The sequence below is a fragment of the Marinobacter sp. B-12 genome (genome assembly GCF_056857915.1).
The window spans coordinates 178,504-194,770 of the sequence record NZ_JBSXOB010000062.1 but is presented as its reverse complement, the minus strand read 5'-3'; the positions used below and the strand labels follow the sequence as shown (position 1 = coordinate 194,770).

18 protein-coding genes are annotated in these 16,267 nt (G+C 56.1%); 8 read left to right on the top strand and 10 right to left on the bottom strand.

What is annotated here, in order from left to right; genetic code table 11:
• The first annotated feature begins 132 nt into the window (after positions 1–132).
• Positions 133–1,251 carry a choline metabolism transcriptional regulator GbdR gene (gene gbdR / locus AC13D2_RS17160; protein WP_482938935.1) on the top strand — a complete coding sequence of 373 codons (1,119 nt, stop codon included), beginning with the start codon at positions 133–135 and terminating at the stop codon, positions 1,249–1,251.
• On the opposite strand, the gene AC13D2_RS17155 is transcribed toward gbdR, so the two are convergent.
• The 3 genes from AC13D2_RS17155 to AC13D2_RS17145 form a co-directional block, all read right to left on the bottom strand.
• Entirely contained in the window at positions 1,243–2,979 is a 1,737-nt protein-coding gene (locus AC13D2_RS17155) for a formate--tetrahydrofolate ligase (RefSeq protein ID WP_420390795.1), read from the bottom strand. The two genes, gbdR and AC13D2_RS17155, sit on opposite strands and share 9 nt — an antisense overlap.
• Positions 2,960–3,889: a methylenetetrahydrofolate reductase gene (locus tag AC13D2_RS17150; RefSeq protein WP_421910413.1), complete on the bottom strand. Its 930-nt coding sequence runs from the start codon at positions 3,887–3,889 to the stop codon at positions 2,960–2,962. Before AC13D2_RS17150 ends, AC13D2_RS17155 begins: the two co-directional genes overlap by 20 nt.
• A 73-nt stretch (positions 3,890–3,962) precedes the next feature.
• Complete coding sequence (locus tag AC13D2_RS17145; protein ID WP_292048378.1) at positions 3,963–5,324, bottom strand: glycine cleavage T C-terminal barrel domain-containing protein; 1,362 nt, start codon at positions 5,322–5,324, stop codon at positions 3,963–3,965.
• 174 nt (positions 5,325–5,498) lie between these two features.
• On the opposite strand from AC13D2_RS17145, the gene AC13D2_RS17140 reads away from it, so the two are divergent.
• Both AC13D2_RS17140 and AC13D2_RS17135 read left to right on the top strand, forming a co-directional pair.
• Positions 5,499–5,852 (top strand): gamma-glutamylcyclotransferase family protein, encoded by a 354-nt coding sequence (locus AC13D2_RS17140; RefSeq protein WP_292048380.1) that lies wholly within the window; start codon positions 5,499–5,501, stop codon positions 5,850–5,852.
• Between the two features lie 42 nt (positions 5,853–5,894).
• Positions 5,895–6,299, top strand: coding sequence for a DUF2721 domain-containing protein (locus AC13D2_RS17135; protein ID WP_292048381.1), 405 nt, complete (start codon positions 5,895–5,897; stop codon positions 6,297–6,299).
• A 54-nt stretch (positions 6,300–6,353) separates the two neighbouring features.
• Here AC13D2_RS17135 and AC13D2_RS17130 read toward each other — a convergent pair whose 3' ends face one another.
• From AC13D2_RS17130 to AC13D2_RS17110, 5 genes are read right to left on the bottom strand one after another with little or no spacing between them, the layout of a single operon-like run.
• A complete protein-coding gene (locus tag AC13D2_RS17130) occupies positions 6,354–6,782 on the bottom strand; it encodes a PaaI family thioesterase (protein ID WP_292048382.1) in 429 nt (142 codons plus the stop codon).
• A gap of 35 nt (positions 6,783–6,817) precedes the next feature.
• A complete protein-coding gene (locus AC13D2_RS17125) occupies positions 6,818–7,213 on the bottom strand; it encodes an acyl-CoA thioesterase (RefSeq protein WP_292048383.1) in 396 nt (131 codons plus the stop codon).
• A 59-nt stretch (positions 7,214–7,272) separates the two neighbouring features.
• Positions 7,273–7,836 (bottom strand): RNA 2',3'-cyclic phosphodiesterase, encoded by a 564-nt coding sequence (gene thpR / locus AC13D2_RS17120; protein ID WP_300493037.1) that lies wholly within the window; start codon positions 7,834–7,836, stop codon positions 7,273–7,275.
• On the bottom strand, positions 7,829–8,413 hold the full coding sequence (locus AC13D2_RS17115; protein WP_300493040.1) for a CPBP family intramembrane glutamic endopeptidase: 585 nt from the start codon (positions 8,411–8,413) through the stop codon (positions 7,829–7,831). The genes thpR and AC13D2_RS17115 overlap by 8 nt, the downstream gene beginning before the upstream one ends.
• A 6-nt stretch (positions 8,414–8,419) precedes the next feature.
• Positions 8,420–8,743, bottom strand: coding sequence for an antibiotic biosynthesis monooxygenase family protein (locus AC13D2_RS17110; RefSeq protein WP_292048386.1), 324 nt, complete (start codon positions 8,741–8,743; stop codon positions 8,420–8,422).
• A gap of 312 nt (positions 8,744–9,055) precedes the next feature.
• On the opposite strand from AC13D2_RS17110, the gene AC13D2_RS17105 reads away from it, so the two are divergent.
• Complete coding sequence (locus AC13D2_RS17105) at positions 9,056–9,262, top strand: cold-shock protein (RefSeq protein ID WP_007151952.1); 207 nt, start codon at positions 9,056–9,058, stop codon at positions 9,260–9,262.
• 73 nt (positions 9,263–9,335) lie between these two features.
• Here the strand turns inward: AC13D2_RS17105 and AC13D2_RS17100 are convergent, their stop codons facing one another.
• The gene (locus AC13D2_RS17100) at positions 9,336–10,007 is read right to left on the bottom strand and encodes an SDR family oxidoreductase (RefSeq protein ID WP_292048387.1); all 672 of its coding nucleotides are present in this window, start codon (positions 10,005–10,007) and stop codon (positions 9,336–9,338) included.
• A gap of 151 nt (positions 10,008–10,158) precedes the next feature.
• Here AC13D2_RS17100 and AC13D2_RS17095 point away from each other — a divergent pair, with 151 nt between their 5' ends.
• Entirely contained in the window at positions 10,159–10,692 is a 534-nt protein-coding gene (locus tag AC13D2_RS17095) for a 2-dehydropantoate 2-reductase N-terminal domain-containing protein (protein WP_292048388.1), read from the top strand.
• 45 nt (positions 10,693–10,737) lie between these two features.
• Here the strand turns inward: AC13D2_RS17095 and AC13D2_RS17090 are convergent, their stop codons facing one another.
• A complete protein-coding gene (locus AC13D2_RS17090; protein WP_292048389.1) occupies positions 10,738–11,817 on the bottom strand; it encodes an alpha/beta hydrolase in 1,080 nt (359 codons plus the stop codon).
• A gap of 214 nt (positions 11,818–12,031) precedes the next feature.
• On the opposite strand from AC13D2_RS17090, the gene AC13D2_RS17085 reads away from it, so the two are divergent.
• The 3 genes from AC13D2_RS17085 to AC13D2_RS17075 all read left to right on the top strand — a co-directional run bounded on the left by AC13D2_RS17085 (position 12,032) and on the right by AC13D2_RS17075 (position 16,257).
• Positions 12,032–12,850: a M90 family metallopeptidase gene (locus AC13D2_RS17085; RefSeq protein ID WP_300493053.1), complete on the top strand. Its 819-nt coding sequence runs from the start codon at positions 12,032–12,034 to the stop codon at positions 12,848–12,850.
• A gap of 73 nt (positions 12,851–12,923) precedes the next feature.
• Positions 12,924–14,090 carry an AI-2E family transporter gene (locus tag AC13D2_RS17080; RefSeq protein ID WP_292048391.1) on the top strand — a complete coding sequence of 389 codons (1,167 nt, stop codon included), beginning with the start codon at positions 12,924–12,926 and terminating at the stop codon, positions 14,088–14,090.
• Between the two features lie 148 nt (positions 14,091–14,238).
• Entirely contained in the window at positions 14,239–16,257 is a 2,019-nt protein-coding gene (locus tag AC13D2_RS17075; RefSeq protein ID WP_292048392.1) for an LTA synthase family protein, read from the top strand.
• Positions 16,258–16,267 lie beyond the last annotated feature (10 nt).

Genomic DNA, 16,267 nt, shown 5'->3' with positions numbered 1-16,267 from the left:
TGAGATCACATTGGAACTGATCACTTATTGCACTATCAAAAGGCAACAACTAGTGTTCAGGTTAAGGTAATACAATTGGTGTGACAGCCAGACATTGCCGCGACAGGCCCAGGCGGGGCAAGGGGGTTTACCATGACCGCTGACACAGGCTCACACACAGACAAGCCCGCCCAAGAACCCTATCGGGTCGGCTTCCTGTTGATCGATAATTTCACCCTGATTGCCCTCGCCACGGCCGTTGAGCCACTGCGCATGGCCAACCAATTGGCTGGTACTGAACTCTATTCCTGGAAGCTGCTTACCGCCGAAGGCGAACCCGCTCGTGCCAGCGATGGCATTTCCATGTTGCCGGATGCGTCTATCCAGGAAGAGCATCGTTTTGACCTGGTGATTGTGGTGGCCGGTATTGATGTCACACGGAGTTTCTCCCGCAAGGAGGTGATCTGGCTGAAGCTGATGGCGCGTCGCCATGTCCTCCTTGGAGCCGTCTGCACCGGGCCCTATGTCCTCGCCAGCGCAGGCCTTCTGGACGGGCACGCCTGTAGCGCCCATTGGGAATGCCTGGAGGCCATGCAGGAGGGCTTTCCACGGGTGCAGACCAACAACCGCCTGTTTACTGTCGAGCGGGAACGTATGACCTGTACCGGTGGCACCGTCCCCATGCACATGATGCTCAGTTTTCTGGCACGGCGTCACGGCCAGGAACTCAGTAATGCAGTTTCCCACATGTTTGTGTGCGACCGGGTGCGCGAGGAAAGTGAACAGCAGCCCATGCCCATGCACCCGCGACTGGCGTGCGCCCAACCCAAACTCGCGGAAGCGGCCCAGTTGATGGAGGCCAATATCGAAGAGCCCATCGAACTGAAGGAACTGGCAACACTGGCCGGCATTTCACGGCGGCAACTGGAACGGCTGTTCCTCAAGCACATGGGCTGCACACCGTCGCGCTATTACCTGCGGGTACGCCTTAACCGGGCCCGACGGCTGCTCAAGCAGACGTCCTGCTCGATTGTGGAGATCGCCTCCATGTGCGGGTTCGTATCCGCCACCCACTTCAGCCGATGCTATCGCAAGACCATGGGACGCGCGCCCAAATACGAGCGAATGGAGATTTATTCCCAGGGCTCTGGCTCTCCCAATACGGTTCTTACCGATTCCATGGCCAGCCTGCCGTCCTCCTCCCAGCAGGCATTGAGGCGCGCTCGCGCCGAGCCAACCTATGGTATTTTTGAGGGTACCGGGTCAGGTTAATCCCATCACCAGGCCATTATCATCTAACGCAATGTCCAGCGCCGCGGGATGACGTGGTAAACCGGGCATGGTCATGATGTCACCGCACACCGCCACCACAAAGCCGGCGCCGGCTGCCAGGCGCACCTCCCTTACCGGCAGTGTATGGCCGGATGGCGCTCCCTTCACCGACGAATCCGCTGAGAAGCTGTACTGGGTCTTGGCAATACATACCGGCAGGTGGCCAAATCCCAGGCTTTCGTATTCCTCCAATTGCCGCTTCGCCACCGTGGTGAATTCCACGCTTCCGGCGTAGTAAATGCGCGTGGCGATGGTACGGATTTTATCCGCCAGCGGCAGACTGTCTTCATAGAGAAAGTTCACCTCCGGTGTGCCTTCGTCCATCTGATCAAGCACCGCCTGAGCCAGTTCGGTGGCACCCTCACCACCCAGGGCCCAATGGTCGGCAGGCACTGCACGCACACCCAGCGACTCACTGATGGATTGCACCAGTGACATTTCCTCCACGGTATCGTCCGGGAAACGGTTGATGCACACCACTGGCGTCAGCCCGAACTGCTGCAGATTACGAACGTGCCGTTCCAAATTGGCGGCACCGGCCCTCAAGGCGGCGAGGTCGGGAACGGAGAGTTGGCTGCGAGGGACCCCACCCTGCATCTTGAGCGCCCGAATGGTACAAACCACCACGGCGGCGTCGGGCCGCAGGCCTGTGTGCCTGCATTTGATATCAATGAACTTTTCAGCCCCCAGGTCGGCGCCAAATCCCGCCTCGGTGACCACGACATCGTTCAGGGCCAGGGCCGCGCGGGTGGCAGTGACGGAATTACAGCCGTGGGCGATATTGGCAAACGGCCCACCGTGGATGAACACCGGATTGTGTTCCAGACTCTGAACCAGATTGGGCTGCAGCGCCTCTTTCAGAAGCACCGTCAGCGACCCTTCCACACCCAGGTCTCGAACCGTCACCGGGGTCATATCCGAGCGCCTGCCGACGATGATATTGCCCAACCGCTGTTTCAGGTCCGCCCGGCCATCCGCGAGGCACAGGATTGCCATAATTTCCGATGACACCGTGATATCAAACCCGGTTTCCCTAGGTACGCCGTGAGCAGCCCCGCCCAAACCACAGACCATGTTTCTCAGGGACCGGTCGGTTATATCCATGACTCTGCGCCAGCTTATATAACGCGGGTCCAGCCCGGTTTCGTTACCCCAATGAATATGGTTGTCGATCAGCGATGCCAACAGATTATGGGCCGTGGTGATGGCGTGGAAGTCCCCATTGAAATGCAGGTTTATGTCTTCCATCGGAATTACCTGTGCCCGGCCCCCGCCGGCTGCGCCCCCTTTCATGCCAAAACAGGGGCCCAGAGAGGGCTCCCGCAGGCACACGGACGAACGTACCCCCAGGCGATTGAAGCCGTCGTTTAGCCCCACACTTGTGGTGGTCTTGCCCTCCCCCGCTGGGGTGGGTGTAATGGCGGTCACGAGCACCAGTTTGCCTCGGGGCGCGGTATCGGAGGTATCCACATAGGCCATGTCCAGTTTGGCCTTGTAGTGGCCGAACGGCACCAGGCTCTCCCCCGGCAGACCGAAACGCTGTTGGGCCAGCAGCAGAATGGACTGAGGCTGGACCGAGCGGGCGATTTCAATGTCGGGAGTGCCCGGCGGAGGAAAGTCGGATTCCGGTGGTGTTGCGGGTGTCAGCTTACTGTACTGAAGACTCATGAAACTGGCCTCTCTGGCCCTCAACGGACCCACTGTGTTCTTGAATCCATTGCGCCGATTGGCGCAGGCCACCGAATGGGAAAAGATGAATACCCCGTAGCAAGGTATCCGGGTTGTCCAGGCAATACTGGACCAGCGCGCGCACCATTCCGTCCGGCGTCCACGCACGTAGCAGTTTGGCGCTGCCAGGGCGTCGCAGCATCAGACGGGCCGATGCCCCCACCCCGCATTGAGCCGCATAGCCAATGAGCGTTTTCACTCGCGTCGGGCCGGCCATGCCAATGTATACCGGCACTTCTTCCAGGATGTCGCCCAGGCTTTGCAGCCAGTCGATGACCACGTTGGCGTCAAAGGTGAACTGAGTAACCACCCAGAGCCTTGTGGACGTCGTGCGCGCGTATTCGCGTTTGATGCCAAGGGCCTGGATGAGGGTGGCCCGGTCCGCCATCGGATGCCCGTCCGGATGGGCAGCGACACCGATACCATGGAATTGGAACTGGGCCAGCAGGCCGGACTCCAGAACCGCCAGCGTGTCCGGAAAAGGTCCGGCGATCGCATCGCTGTCGCCGGCAATCAACAGCAACCGGTCAACACCAGCTTCATCCAGTTGCGAGAGCCAGTCCCGCAGTTGCCCGCGGCTCTCGGCCATACGTGCGGGTACGTGAGGAATCGGTTGCATACCGACAGAAAGGAGATGTCGGCAGGCCTGCAGGGTGTCACTGAACTGCCCCTTTGGCAGGAAGGGCACATAAACGCACGTGCCCACAGGCAGCAAATCCGGCAAATGCTCCAGCGCCAGTATCTGGCGGGGCGTTGCCTCAATGGACGCGAATTTCACCAAGGCTCGCAGCCGTACAACGGCTTCCTCTTCGCGGGCACTGAACGGCTGTTTGTCACTCACCAGTTTCATAAACCACGCCCCCATTGCTACTCATGTGCACTCGGCAGGTCAGGCCACACCAGCCACCTGACCTGCCGTTACGCTAGTCGGCGAAATCGATACCTTTCGCCCGGGCCCGCTCGCGGGCATTGGGGTTCACCGAAGGTCGGAAGGGCACTTCCACCACTTCCGCCTCGACAGCCGTTGAACCATCCGCGGCTGCGTATTCCACCGGCAGATGGACCGTCAGGCGGGTGCCAACGGCACGTAGATCAAAGGGTACATAAGCCAACCCGATGTTGGTTTCCAGCTCGGGCGAGTACCAGGGCGAGGTAACATAACCCTCCGGCTCGCCGCCGTCCGGTCCGCTGACCAGCCAGAAGTCGTTGGCATAGTCGGTTACCTGGCCACCGCCAAAACGGATGCCCACCATGATGTGGCTGAACGGCGGTCTGCCTGCGTCCAGTTGCTCGCGGACTTTCTCAAGCTTCTGTTTACCGATGTAATCCGCGTCCTTGTTGCGAGGCACCTGATACGCCAGATTGCACTGGAATGGCAGGGTTTCCTGGTCAACATCCTGCCCCCAGGAAAGGATACCGGCTGCAATTCGGCGGTGATGTGCCGGCGCAATCACCCTCAGGTTGTGGGCTTCACCGGCGGCAAGCACGGTGTACCAGAGGTCTTCGGCGTATTTGGTGGCTTCTTTGAGGTAGATTTCGTAGCCCTTCTCACCGGTAAAACCGGTCTGGGAGACAATCACGTCATGGCCGGCCACCTGGCCCTCCATCAGGCCATAGTACGGAATATCCTTCACTCGCTCACCGAACAGGTCAGCCATGAGCGCCTCAGATCTGGGGCCCTGGATCTGCACCGGCGCTACATCGATTTCCGCGATGGTGACGTTGAAGCCCATCCCGATGTTGACGCCCCGCAACCAGAATTCCAGGTCGCTATCGGAAAGGGAGAACCAGAACTCGTCCTCGGCAACACGAAGCAGAACCGGGTCATTCAGAATACCACCCTCTTCATTGCACAGAATGACGTACTTGCCACGCATGGGTTTTATCTTGGTGGCATCGCGAGTGATCACATAGTTCACGAAGCGTTCCGCATCCGGGCCCTTGACCTGAATCTGGCGTTCTACGGCCACGTTCCACATGGTGACGTCATGAATCAGCGACTCGTATTCCACCATGGCGCCGCCATCTTCCGGACGGACATAACCCCGAGGGTGATACATTCGGTTGTAAACGGTTGCCCGCCAGCATCCGGCTTCGTACGCCAGGTGCCAATAAGGCGACTTGCGCACACGGGTGGAGATCAACATCTCCACCGGCGTTGGGCCGGACTGGCGCAGGTTGATGGGAACCCGACGATCGGACTGATCAACACTGTCAGGCTGGCGGGCGGCGCCCGCCCGTTGTTGCGGATAATCCAGAAGTGCTTGCTCAAATTTAACGGCCATTGCTATCTCCCCCTACCGGGTTGTCGATAGCTCTAATGTGACCCTGTTTTCAGTTATCAGGTTGAACCAATACGACACCGGCACAACCAAAAACGTCAGAGGTAATGGCTATCTGGATTGATACCCACGTATGGCTCTAAACTACGATGGTTTTATCGGTACTGGTGGGAACCCATGAAACACATTGTCGCGGTCTACGGCTCATTGAAGCGCGGTTACAGCAATCACCACCTGCTCGAAAAAGCCTGCTATATTGGTGCGGACACGCTTACCAGCCTGACCCTTTATGATCTCGGCCCTTACCCGGGCGCACTGGCCAAACCGTCTGAGGGCGTAAAGGTGGAAGTGTACGCGGTAAACGACCCACTTCTGGCAACCCTGGATCGCCTTGAGGACTACGATTCAAAGGCCAGAAAGACAAGTCTTTACCTCCGTGAAAAGGTCCACACCTGCCATGGCCAGGCATGGGTTTATCTCTACAACAGGCCGGTTCGAAATGACCAGCGTATTGCCCGTGGCATCTGGTAGTTATTAAGCCCGATTCCCCCGTCTGCACAAATCAAGGAGTCAATGTTGACACTCACCACCCCTGCCCTTCTTTTTCCGGCCATTTCATTGCTACTGCTGGCCTACACTAATCGCTTTCTTGTTCTGGCCCAACTGATCCGCCAGCTTAAGCAAATGGATACGGAAGAAGACCATGCCCTTATCGTCCGCCAGATCGGCATGCTGCGCAAACGCATTGTGCTGACCAAACGGATGCAGGCATACGGCGTGCTCAGCTTTTTTGTCTGCACCATGTCCATGTTTGTTCTGTTTGTGGGGGCTCAGCTTGCTGGGGCCATTGCGTTCGGCATCAGCCTGATATTGCTGTCGGTCTCATTGCTGTATTCGCTGTACGAAATCGTGATTTCGACCAACGCCATCAACGTTGAGCTTGAAAACTTCGAAGCCAGGAAACGAGCGGGGGAGTAACACGCAAACGGTCAGAAAACCGACAAGACTGATCACGAAACACTGCACACTACCTCACCTGTTTTTGGGGCTGACAATGGCCAGTGTCACCGTTGCCTTGGAGACAAGTCGCATGTCGCCAGCCTTGCCACAATACACCTCAGACTCTACAACAGTTAACGTGGAACCTGCCTTGAGCACAGTGGCAACACACTCGATATGTGTCCCGCTGGCTGATCTCAGCAGCTTCAGTGAGAAATCCGATGTCAGGACCATCTGCCCGGATTTAACAGCAGAAGCCCCGGCTGCACCGGCCGTGTGATCCGCGACCGTTGCCTGTACCCCAAAGTGGACGAAACCGTCCTGCTGCAGGTGCCGTTCCGCCAGCACAAGCCGGGAGCGGCATTCACCGGTTTTGACAGACACCAGTTCCAGACCAATATCCGCAACAAACGGTGCCGATGAAAAAATCCGTTCCACTTCGTTATTGTTAAGCTTGTCCACGTTGTCTCCGGAACTGTTGTTGGCTAACCGGCGGCTTACGCCTCGAAAGCGTGCCCTGCAAGCTCGCTACGAATCGCTTCAGGGATTGGGACCGACTTTTGAATCTCATAGTCGAAATGAATCAGCACGGTAACACCGCGCGCAACTAAAGCGCCATTTTGCCGGGCTTCCTGGATAACCTCGAAGGAAGAGTTGCCGATTTTGCCAATGCCGGAGCGAACTTCCACAGGCGTGGACCAGTAACATTGGGCTTTCAGATCTATTTCCATCCGGGCGAGTATCAGGGGCCAGCCTTTCGGCTCCAGGGAAGGATGGAATATACGGAACACCGGTGTTCTCGCCTGCTCAAACCAGACCGGGTAAACCGTGTTATTAATATGGCCAAGTGCGTCGGTGTCGCTGAATCTTGGTTCGGTTTCGTAGTGGAACATAAGGGCACCTTCGTTGTGTGAACGACGGAATCTTACCGGAATTATTCTTGCGGCGGGATTCAATCCCTTCCTGCCCCGGCCAGAGGAACTCTCTCGATGGCCTGATAGACAGACCCTGTGGCACCCGGAGTGCTTTCAAACAGCACAACGCTGCACACTGAAAATGTCCCTATGGGTTGCTGTTCTTGAGACTCAAGCAATTCGGCGACTGACCCGCGCTGCCTCTTGAAACGAGCCAACGTGATATGAGGGCAGAACGGGCGCTTTTCCTGCTCAAACCCGGACATGCAGAGCCTCTGGTTAAGCACCTCGTGAAGCTCTGCCAGTTTATCCGCTGGCTGAACTCCGGCCCACAGATTTTTTGGAGAGTCCGGTCGGCCGAAGCAGCCCAGGCCGCAAACCGTAAGATCAAATCGTTCAACTGGCAGGTTTCGGGCGGCATCACATACATCCGGCAACCGTTGTCTGGCCACACTACCGAGAAATACCAGTGTAAGATGCAGCTGATCCGGTCGCTGCCAGCGCGCCCCAGCGACCGGTTGCTGGATCGCCACCAGACGCCGTTTCACCGAATCGGGGATTTCCAATCCGAAGAACAGACGACGTGTTTCTGGTTTATCCAACCCGCACCCCAAACCATTCTGGAAACCGGCGCAGACAATACAGCGCTATCATGTCATAAACACCATGCCAGACCATCACCAACAACAAACTGTCCGTCAGTGCATAAGCTGCCCCCAACACCACTCCCAGCCCCGTCGCCAATAGAAAGTAGGTGAACGAAAGATAATGCACCATGCCAAACAGCACCGACGCAGCCGCTATCGCAACCGCATCGTGGGTGTGTTGGGCCAGCCAACCCTGGACCGCCCCACGGAACAGCAATTCTTCACCGACTCCGGCGAAGACTGCCAAGGCTACCAGCACCGGCCAGGAATACTCGCAGGCGAAACGGTGCAACCGCTCCAACTGGGATTCCAGAGAGTCGCGAAGCCGGCCCGGAAGCCAGGTCAGCATCATGATCACAACGTACGTTGCCACACTGCCGGCCACTCCCCATAGAACGACCGAGCCAGGACTCAAACCATCGTACTGAACCGGTATACCGAATAGAAAAATCGCCAGCAGCCCCACCACCCCAATGCCCGCCTGGAATCCCAATGCGGCCATGGATGAGATCTGCGGGCGTTTTCGAGCCATGGCCACTCACCTACCTCGCTTGCCAGACGGCATCACTACCCACTCAGGGTCCTCGAACTCGCCAAGCGGCGTAATCTCGCAAAATGGTGCGGCGCTGCGGATGATTCGGGCCACTTCCGGGTTATGCTGCCCTTCCATGGCGTCCCGCTGCTCTTTACTGTCCCAACTGGCGATGGCAATCAACACGTTTGGGTCACCAATTTTCCGGTGCAACTCCGTTCCGCTCGCACCCGGCGCCTGCTGGATAATCTCGCTGGCGCGAACCCAGGCATCCGCGTATTCCTCTGCCGTGTGCCCCTCTCGTATGCGTACCTCGAAGATGTATTTCATGAGTTCACCCTCGTTCCAAACGGCAATTTCCCAAATAACGGGCCTCTGACCCCCAGAGTAATTGTTTTGATTTTGGATCGCATCGGTAAATGCCTACAAATAAACTTGGCAATTTCGGGGACATAGGAGTAAGGTTCGTTTCGTAGGAAAGATTTAGCACAGCATTTCACGAATAAGACGCATCTCTGTTGTTTTGGTAGTTGTCCGTCCTGTTTTTGATTCCGCGCGTTTTTTGTTTCCGCACAACGCTGATCAGTCATCGTTTAAGATGGTCTGGCGGCACATTAAATTATCGATTTCAGGATTATGATTATGTCGACTACTACCGGTACTGTTAAGTTTTTCAACGAAGCAAAAGGCTTTGGTTTCATCACTCGTGAAAGCGGCCCTGACGTATTCGTTCACTACAGCGCTATTCAAGGCGGCGGATTCAAGACTCTGGCAGAAGGCCAGCAGGTTGAGTTCACCGTAACTGACGGCCAGAAAGGTCCTCAGGCAGAGAACGTTGTTGCTGTTTAAATAACAGCCAGCACGTTTGAAAAAGGCAGCTTCGGCTGCCTTTTTTCGTTTTGGTTTTCTCCCCAACACGTCCTTACCAGGGCAATTCCTCACCATTGCTGTGCCAGAACGACCCTGAATTCTCCAGGTTGAGGCCTTCAATTCTCGCTGCCAGCCCCTTTGCTGACTCCTCGGGTGTAATCAGACCGCCGAAGTTCACCATCCGAGTTTGCACATAACCGGGATGGAGCTGAGCTACTGCGATGCCCTTCGGTTTAAGATCCATCGCCAGAGACTTGCCAAAGGCGTTCAGCGCCGCCTTGGACGCACGATAACCATAGCGGCCGCCCGAGTCGTTATCCGAAATGGAGCCCATCCGGCTGGTGATATTGGCAATCTTGCCACCGTACGGTATCTGGGACATGAGCGCTTCCGCCACCCGCAGCGGCGCGTAGGCGTTGATTTCCATCTGGGTACGAATGGAATCGAAATCGATGCTTCCCAGTTTTTCATCCTGCAGCAGGCCGGCGTTGTTGATCAGCAGCTCGATCGACTCGCCCTTCAACCCATCAATCAAAGTCTGAAGTCCGCTTGCCGTGGTGACGTCCACAGATTCAATAACTCGAGTCGCCACTTCCTTGAGTTCCGGGGACGCTTCCCGGCAAACACCAATCACGTCGCAGCCTTCACCCGCGTAGTGACGGGCCAACTCGAGGCCGATGCCGCGATTGGCGCCGGTAATCACAACGGTTCTTTGTTCAGGCATGAAAGCCTCCTGTTGTTTGGGTAAGGGTCCGTTATACCGACTCATCACTGTATGGTTCAACCCGCGAACTGGGAAGTCGTTGCCAGAGCTCCAACAGTTGACTCTTGCGGGCAGCCCTTCCACTATTCGGGAAAACAATAAGGCAAAACCCGTGACTCAGAGTACTTTCAAGGTCGTTATATTTGGCGCCGGCAGTATCGGCTGTTACCTCGGCGGCAGGCTGCTATCTTCTGGCGTTAACGTGGTCATGGTAGGCCGAAAGACCATGCAGGAACGCCTTCGAAGCACGCCGCTGACGGTCACCGACTATGGGGGCTTTCGCTTCCACAGCCAACTGGCCGATCATCAGTATGTGACCTCTGCCGAGGCGGCGGGCAACGCGGATCTTGTGCTGGTAACAGTCAAGTCCGCAGCCACATCAGAAGCCGGTAGACAGCTCGCTCCCTGGGTGGCGGATGGCATACCGGTGGTCAGTCTGCAAAACGGAATCTCCAATGCAGAGCACCTCCAGGCCGGGCGCCCAACAGAAATTGACTGGATCAACGGCGAAGTCGTGAAACTGGCTGAAAAGCTGGGCACCGACGCTCCGATTAATCGGAAACTCGTTCAACTGATGCATGAGCGCGAAAAGATACCGAAGGCCTGGGGCGCCCGAGAGCTGCTGTTGGCACTTATGATCAAATAACAAGGCCACGGCCAAAATGCGTCCTGTAAGGATTAACACCTGGATTTATAATCGGTGAACATTCCGGGAGGGATCATAGCGTGTCGGTTTCTCGGCTACCTGACCATTCAGCGCGACCCTGAAGAACTCCAGCACCTTTTTGTTGTTCAACGGCTTATCCTCGAAATAGGCGTGTGAATCCCCCACATGAGGCTGGCTGGTAAAGTCCATATAGGTCGCTACCCTGGAGTCCAGCCGCCGCAGGTAGTGCCCGAGCCGGGCTTTTTGCTGTTCCCCCATTTTCAGGCGTGAGGCCTTCAGGGCACCGTCGTTTTCGTTAATGGTGATATAGAGGCGGTTGCGGTAGGGAATTCGGTCCACCCACTCAGCGTGGTTTTCATTATTGGTATCCGCGGCCACCATAACAACATTGTCAAACAGCAGGCGATCACCGCTGTAAACTGAACTCCCCAAAAGATGCTTGTAGAGATAGTTCCCCATACTGTGCAGCATCAGATTGACGGTAAACGGGCAGCGCTTCTGGACCTCCTTCGCAAAATAGCGATCCCAGGCAGCCGCATTGTCCGCATACCTGGTTTCAGCCCGCACTTGAAGTTCCGCCACGTACTGGGCGTGAAATTCGATCACCAGGGCCTCCAGTTTCTCCAGCACCCGATTGAACGCCCCCACCGAAGCAAGGGCGTCCCGCTTATCGCTTTTGTAGCTCAGAACGCCATGCAGGCCTCCTCCGTTCGCTGGCCAACTGAAAACAATCACTTCAATATCAAAGTTTTTCTCCAGCTTTTCGACCCGATCAAGCACGTCGGTCATATCGTTGTTGTAGCCATGAACAAACAACAACAGGTTTCGTCCGGATTTCTGCGCGCTGGCGCCGTGGCCGGATTTTTCGATCAGCTTGCGTGCCACATAGGCGCTCGCCGGGTAGGTATTATCGGAATTGAGATCGACGCTTTTCGCCATTGTCGGCGTGATCTGGTCAGGCAGAATGTTGATATGCCACCGGTTTCCCCGTCGGGTTGCTTCCGCCAGCCGCAATTCATTGGGGCCCTCAATGGGCTTGCTACCAAACGCTTCGTTTTCACTGTGTTTGCTTTCATCGACGGTTCGATTGGTCACGATATACATGGAGCAGATTCCTTTATGCTTCCATGCCACGAACGAACTGGTGGCCACTACTGATAGGAAGTAACGAAAAGTTCCCTGACGGCCGCCCTACAACCCCCTATGATGAACGGCATCAGAATTCAATCACGATGCGGGAATGTTGCTACCCAACACCTAATTCATTAGCAAACTGAAGTAAAATGTCAAATCACCACACAGCCCCGGAGCCTTGCCAATGCTGATCTACACTCTCTGCGCGCTGTCCGTGATTGCCGCCTCGGTTTTCTATCTGTTCTTCTACCGTAACTGGCGCCGCGAGAGACAGCTTCAGACCCCCTTTCCGGAGAACTGGCGTGCGACACTCGAGTCCCAGGTGCCCCTGTTCCCCGGGCTGCCGGCCAAGCTCAAACGACAACTGGAGCAACATGTACAGCTGTTCCTGGCGGAGAAATCCTTTTACGGCTGTGATGGGTTCGAGGTGGACGACACCGTACGCCTGACCATCGCGGGGCATGCCTGCCTGCTCATCGTGAACCGCAGCTATTCCGACTTCGACGACATCCGCAGTATTCTGGTCTATCCGGATGCCTATCATGTCAGGGATATTGAGCATGATGGCCCGGTGGTGAGCGAGAGTAACGAGATTCGAGCGGGCGAGGCCTCAAGTTATGGACAGGTGGTTCTGGCCTGGACACAGTGCGAGGAAGGTGCAGTCAACCCTGATGGTCACCATAACGTGATTCTTCACGAATTCGCCCACCAGTTGGACTACCTGGACGGCACTGCGGACGGCGCTCCGCCACTCAGTGGCGAACAGGCAAGACATTGGCAGGAAACGATGACTCAGGCCTATGAACACTTGAGACAGTCACTTCAACATCACCAGAAGCCCTGGCTGGACCCATACGGCGCCACCGAGCCCGCCGAGTTTTTTGCAGTGCTGACGGAAGCCTTTTACCAACAGCCTGGGCATCTGAAAGCGGAACAGCCGGACGTCTACGAGGCGCTAAGCCGGTTTTACCGGTTGGACCCATTATCGTTGTCGGTGTCATAACGGCACTGAATAATTCGAATCTGGCAACATACTTCTCAAACACCGTTTAGGTTGGACACGGAGGCAATGCCCGATGGAGAGCGGCGAACAGACAAAGCGTGATGAGTCGGGAGCAGACAACAACTCCCAGAATAGTCAGGCGCTGATTGACGCCATCAATATGCGCAGCATGTCGCTTATCACACTCACCAGTATCGCAACCCTCTATTTTATTGACTGGGCCCAGGCGGTGTTGCTGCCATTAGTGGTGGCCGTATTAATCAGCTACGCGCTTGAGCCGCTGGTCGCCGCAATTAACCGGTTGAAAGTACCCCGTCCATTGGCGGCGGCTGTGGTGCTGATTCTGCTTATAGGTATCATCGCCGGAGCCAGTATTCCCCTGAAGCAGGAAGCCATGGCTATGCTGGACAAGATACCGGTGGCCATCGAACAGTTTCAGCAGAGTGAAGCCAGACGCCCCAAGGACGGGGAGAGCATGATGGAAAAAGCGCAATCCGCCGCGAAGAAAATTGAAGCGACCGCCAGCCCCGATCAGGGTAACGGAGACGCATCGCGATCGGGTGCAACACCCGTGCGCGTGGTTGATGACCCTCTCGAGATCAAAGATTACGTACTTCAGGGTTCCCCGGCGGCCCTGGTGCTGATTTCCCAGTGCTTCTCGGCATTATTGCTGGTGTATTTTGTGCTCGCCATTGGCTCACTGTACAGACGCAAGATCGTCAAAATATCCGGGCCATCCTTCGCTCGAATGCGCAAGGCCGCCCGAATCATGAACGAGTTCCATCGCAGCGTACGGCGGTTCCTGTTTGTGATGTTTGTAGGTGCCGTATTCGTGGGTGTGCTGACCTGGCTGGCGTTTTTGGCCTTGGGCGTTGAGCAAGCCGGTTTTTGGGGCGTTCTGGCCGGCATCGCCAGTGCCGTTCCGTATCTGGGGCCGTTCCTGGTGCTCGTGGGCACGGGTATGGCCGCCTTCATACAGTTTGGTGAATTGGAAATGTCGATCATTGTTGCCGGTACGTCGCTGGCCATCACCAGCATTCAGGGCTATCTGCTGACGCCCTGGCTCACCAGCCATATTTCCAGCCTCAACGCGGTTGCCATTTTTATTGGCCTGCTGTTCTGGGGCTGGCTTTGGGGCCCCGTGGGGCTCGTGGTTGCCACTCCAATCCTGATGATCGTCAAATCACTGTGCGACCATGTTGTTAATTTGCGCCCAGTGGGTGAATTGCTGGGTAAATAGGCAGGTAAACCGCTCAGCGATCAATAGTCCGGAGGCTGAATTTGATGAATATCTGACAATTCCCTGACCTGAGACTGACAAACCATCCCTTACTCTACGTTTCCATTACTCGGCCCACAGAGTGTTCCCTCAAACGTAGAGTCCTGTTATGCCAACTTCATCGCCGGCAAGAAACGTTTCACTGCCTGAAAGTGTGTATCGCTGGTTCAGATGGGCCGGCGCCTATGCACCAATACTCATGCTGTTCTGCACCATTCTTCTTATAGGAGGACTGTCCCGGTCTTTGTTGGTGGCCTGGCAATTTGATCGGGTCGAGACGACCTCCGTCTGGCCCGGTATTTTTCTTCACGGCCTGCGGGTAGATCTGATCATGGCTGGCATGGTCGTGGCGCCATTGGTGCTGCTCCTTCCGGTTCTCGGCCATAGGTATTGCTGGGCGGTCTGGAAGCGTCTTACTTTTCTCTGGGCACTGGTCGTGGTTTGCACGTTCCTCTTCATGGAGTTGTCCACCCCGACTTTCATAGCCGAATACGATGTTCGCCCCAATCGGCTGTTTATCGAATATCTGAATTATCCCAGGGAAGTACTGAGCATGCTTTGGGAGGGCTATCTGACCACCGTCGTCCTGGGCGTCCTGATTGTGATTACTCTGACATGGCTATTCGCCCGGCTGATGAAACCATGGCTGAAGGAAGCCAAACCCGGCAATTACCGCAAAGCTTTAATGGTATGGCCAATTATCGTGCTCCTGGTATTTATAAGCGTTCGATCCACAACAGGCCACCGGCCGGCGAATCCCGCCATGTTTGCACTAACCTCCGATGCACTGGTGAACTCGCTGATTCTTAATTCGACCTGGTCCGTGGCGTTTGCGATCTACAACCTTAAACACGAGGCAGAGGCCAGCGATAATTACGGTTCCATGGCTATGTCCCGCATTCTGGACGAAGTACGGAATGAGCCATGGCTGAGCAACGCCGAATTCGAGTCAGAACGGTTTCCAACGCTGCACCACCAAACCCCGGCCCGGACACGATCAAACCCGCTCAACCTGGTGATCGTGCTTGAGGAAAGCCTGGGTGCGACTTTTGTGGAATCGCTCGGTGGAACACCCGTCACCCCACATCTGGAGGCTCTGAAGGACTCTGGCTGGTGGTTCGAAAACCTGTATGCCACCGGCACAAGATCCGTGCGGGGCATCGAGGCCGTCATTTCAGGCTTCCTGCCGTCTCCCGCACGCAGCGTGGTGAAACTATCCCTGTCCCAGACCGACTTCTTTACCCTCGGCGAGCTGCTGAAAGGAAAAGGCTATGACACGGGCTTCATATATGGTGGGGAGGCCCACTTTGACAACATGCGCAGCTTTTTCACCGGCAATGGCTTCGACACGATTGTCGACCAGCAGGACTACACCGATCCGAGTTTTACCGGTAGCTGGGGCGTCAGCGATGAAGATCTATTTGAAAAAACCCATGATGAGCTGAAGCAACTGCATACCTCGGGGAAACCTTTTTTCCGTCTGGTTTTTTCGTCCTCCAACCACACACCGTTTGAGTTTCCTGACGGACGTATTGAGCCATACGACGACGAGAAAAACACCGTCAACAATGCCGTCAAATACGCGGATCACGCCCTGGGTGAATTCATGGAATCTGCTCGCAACAGCGATTACTGGAAGGATACGCTGTTTCTGATTGTGGCCGACCATGACGCCAGGGTTTGGGGTGATGAACTGGTGCCTATCAAGAATTTCCAGATTCCGGGGTTGATTCTGGGAGCCGACATTGAAAGCCGGAAAATCCAGACCGTCACTAGCCAGATCGACCTGGCGCCAACGCTGTTGTCTCTCATGGGCATCGCCAGCGAGCACCCCCTGATGGGTCGCGACCTGGCGGCGTTCCCGGACGCACCCGGTCGGGCGATGATGCAGTTCAATGATTACTACGCCTGGATGGACAACCACTTCAACGTGACGGTGCTACGTCCCGACCAGCCACCTCTGGCCGGCGTTTACTCCAGAGACCGGGGGCAGACCCAATACCTGGAACAGGCGCCATCCGAAACCCTGTCCAACAGAGCCCTTGCCCATGCCCTGTTGCCGTTAAAACTCTATAATAACCGCTCGTATGGCCTACCCGGTAAATCACCAGGGCCCATTCATGATTAGAGAGAGTGAA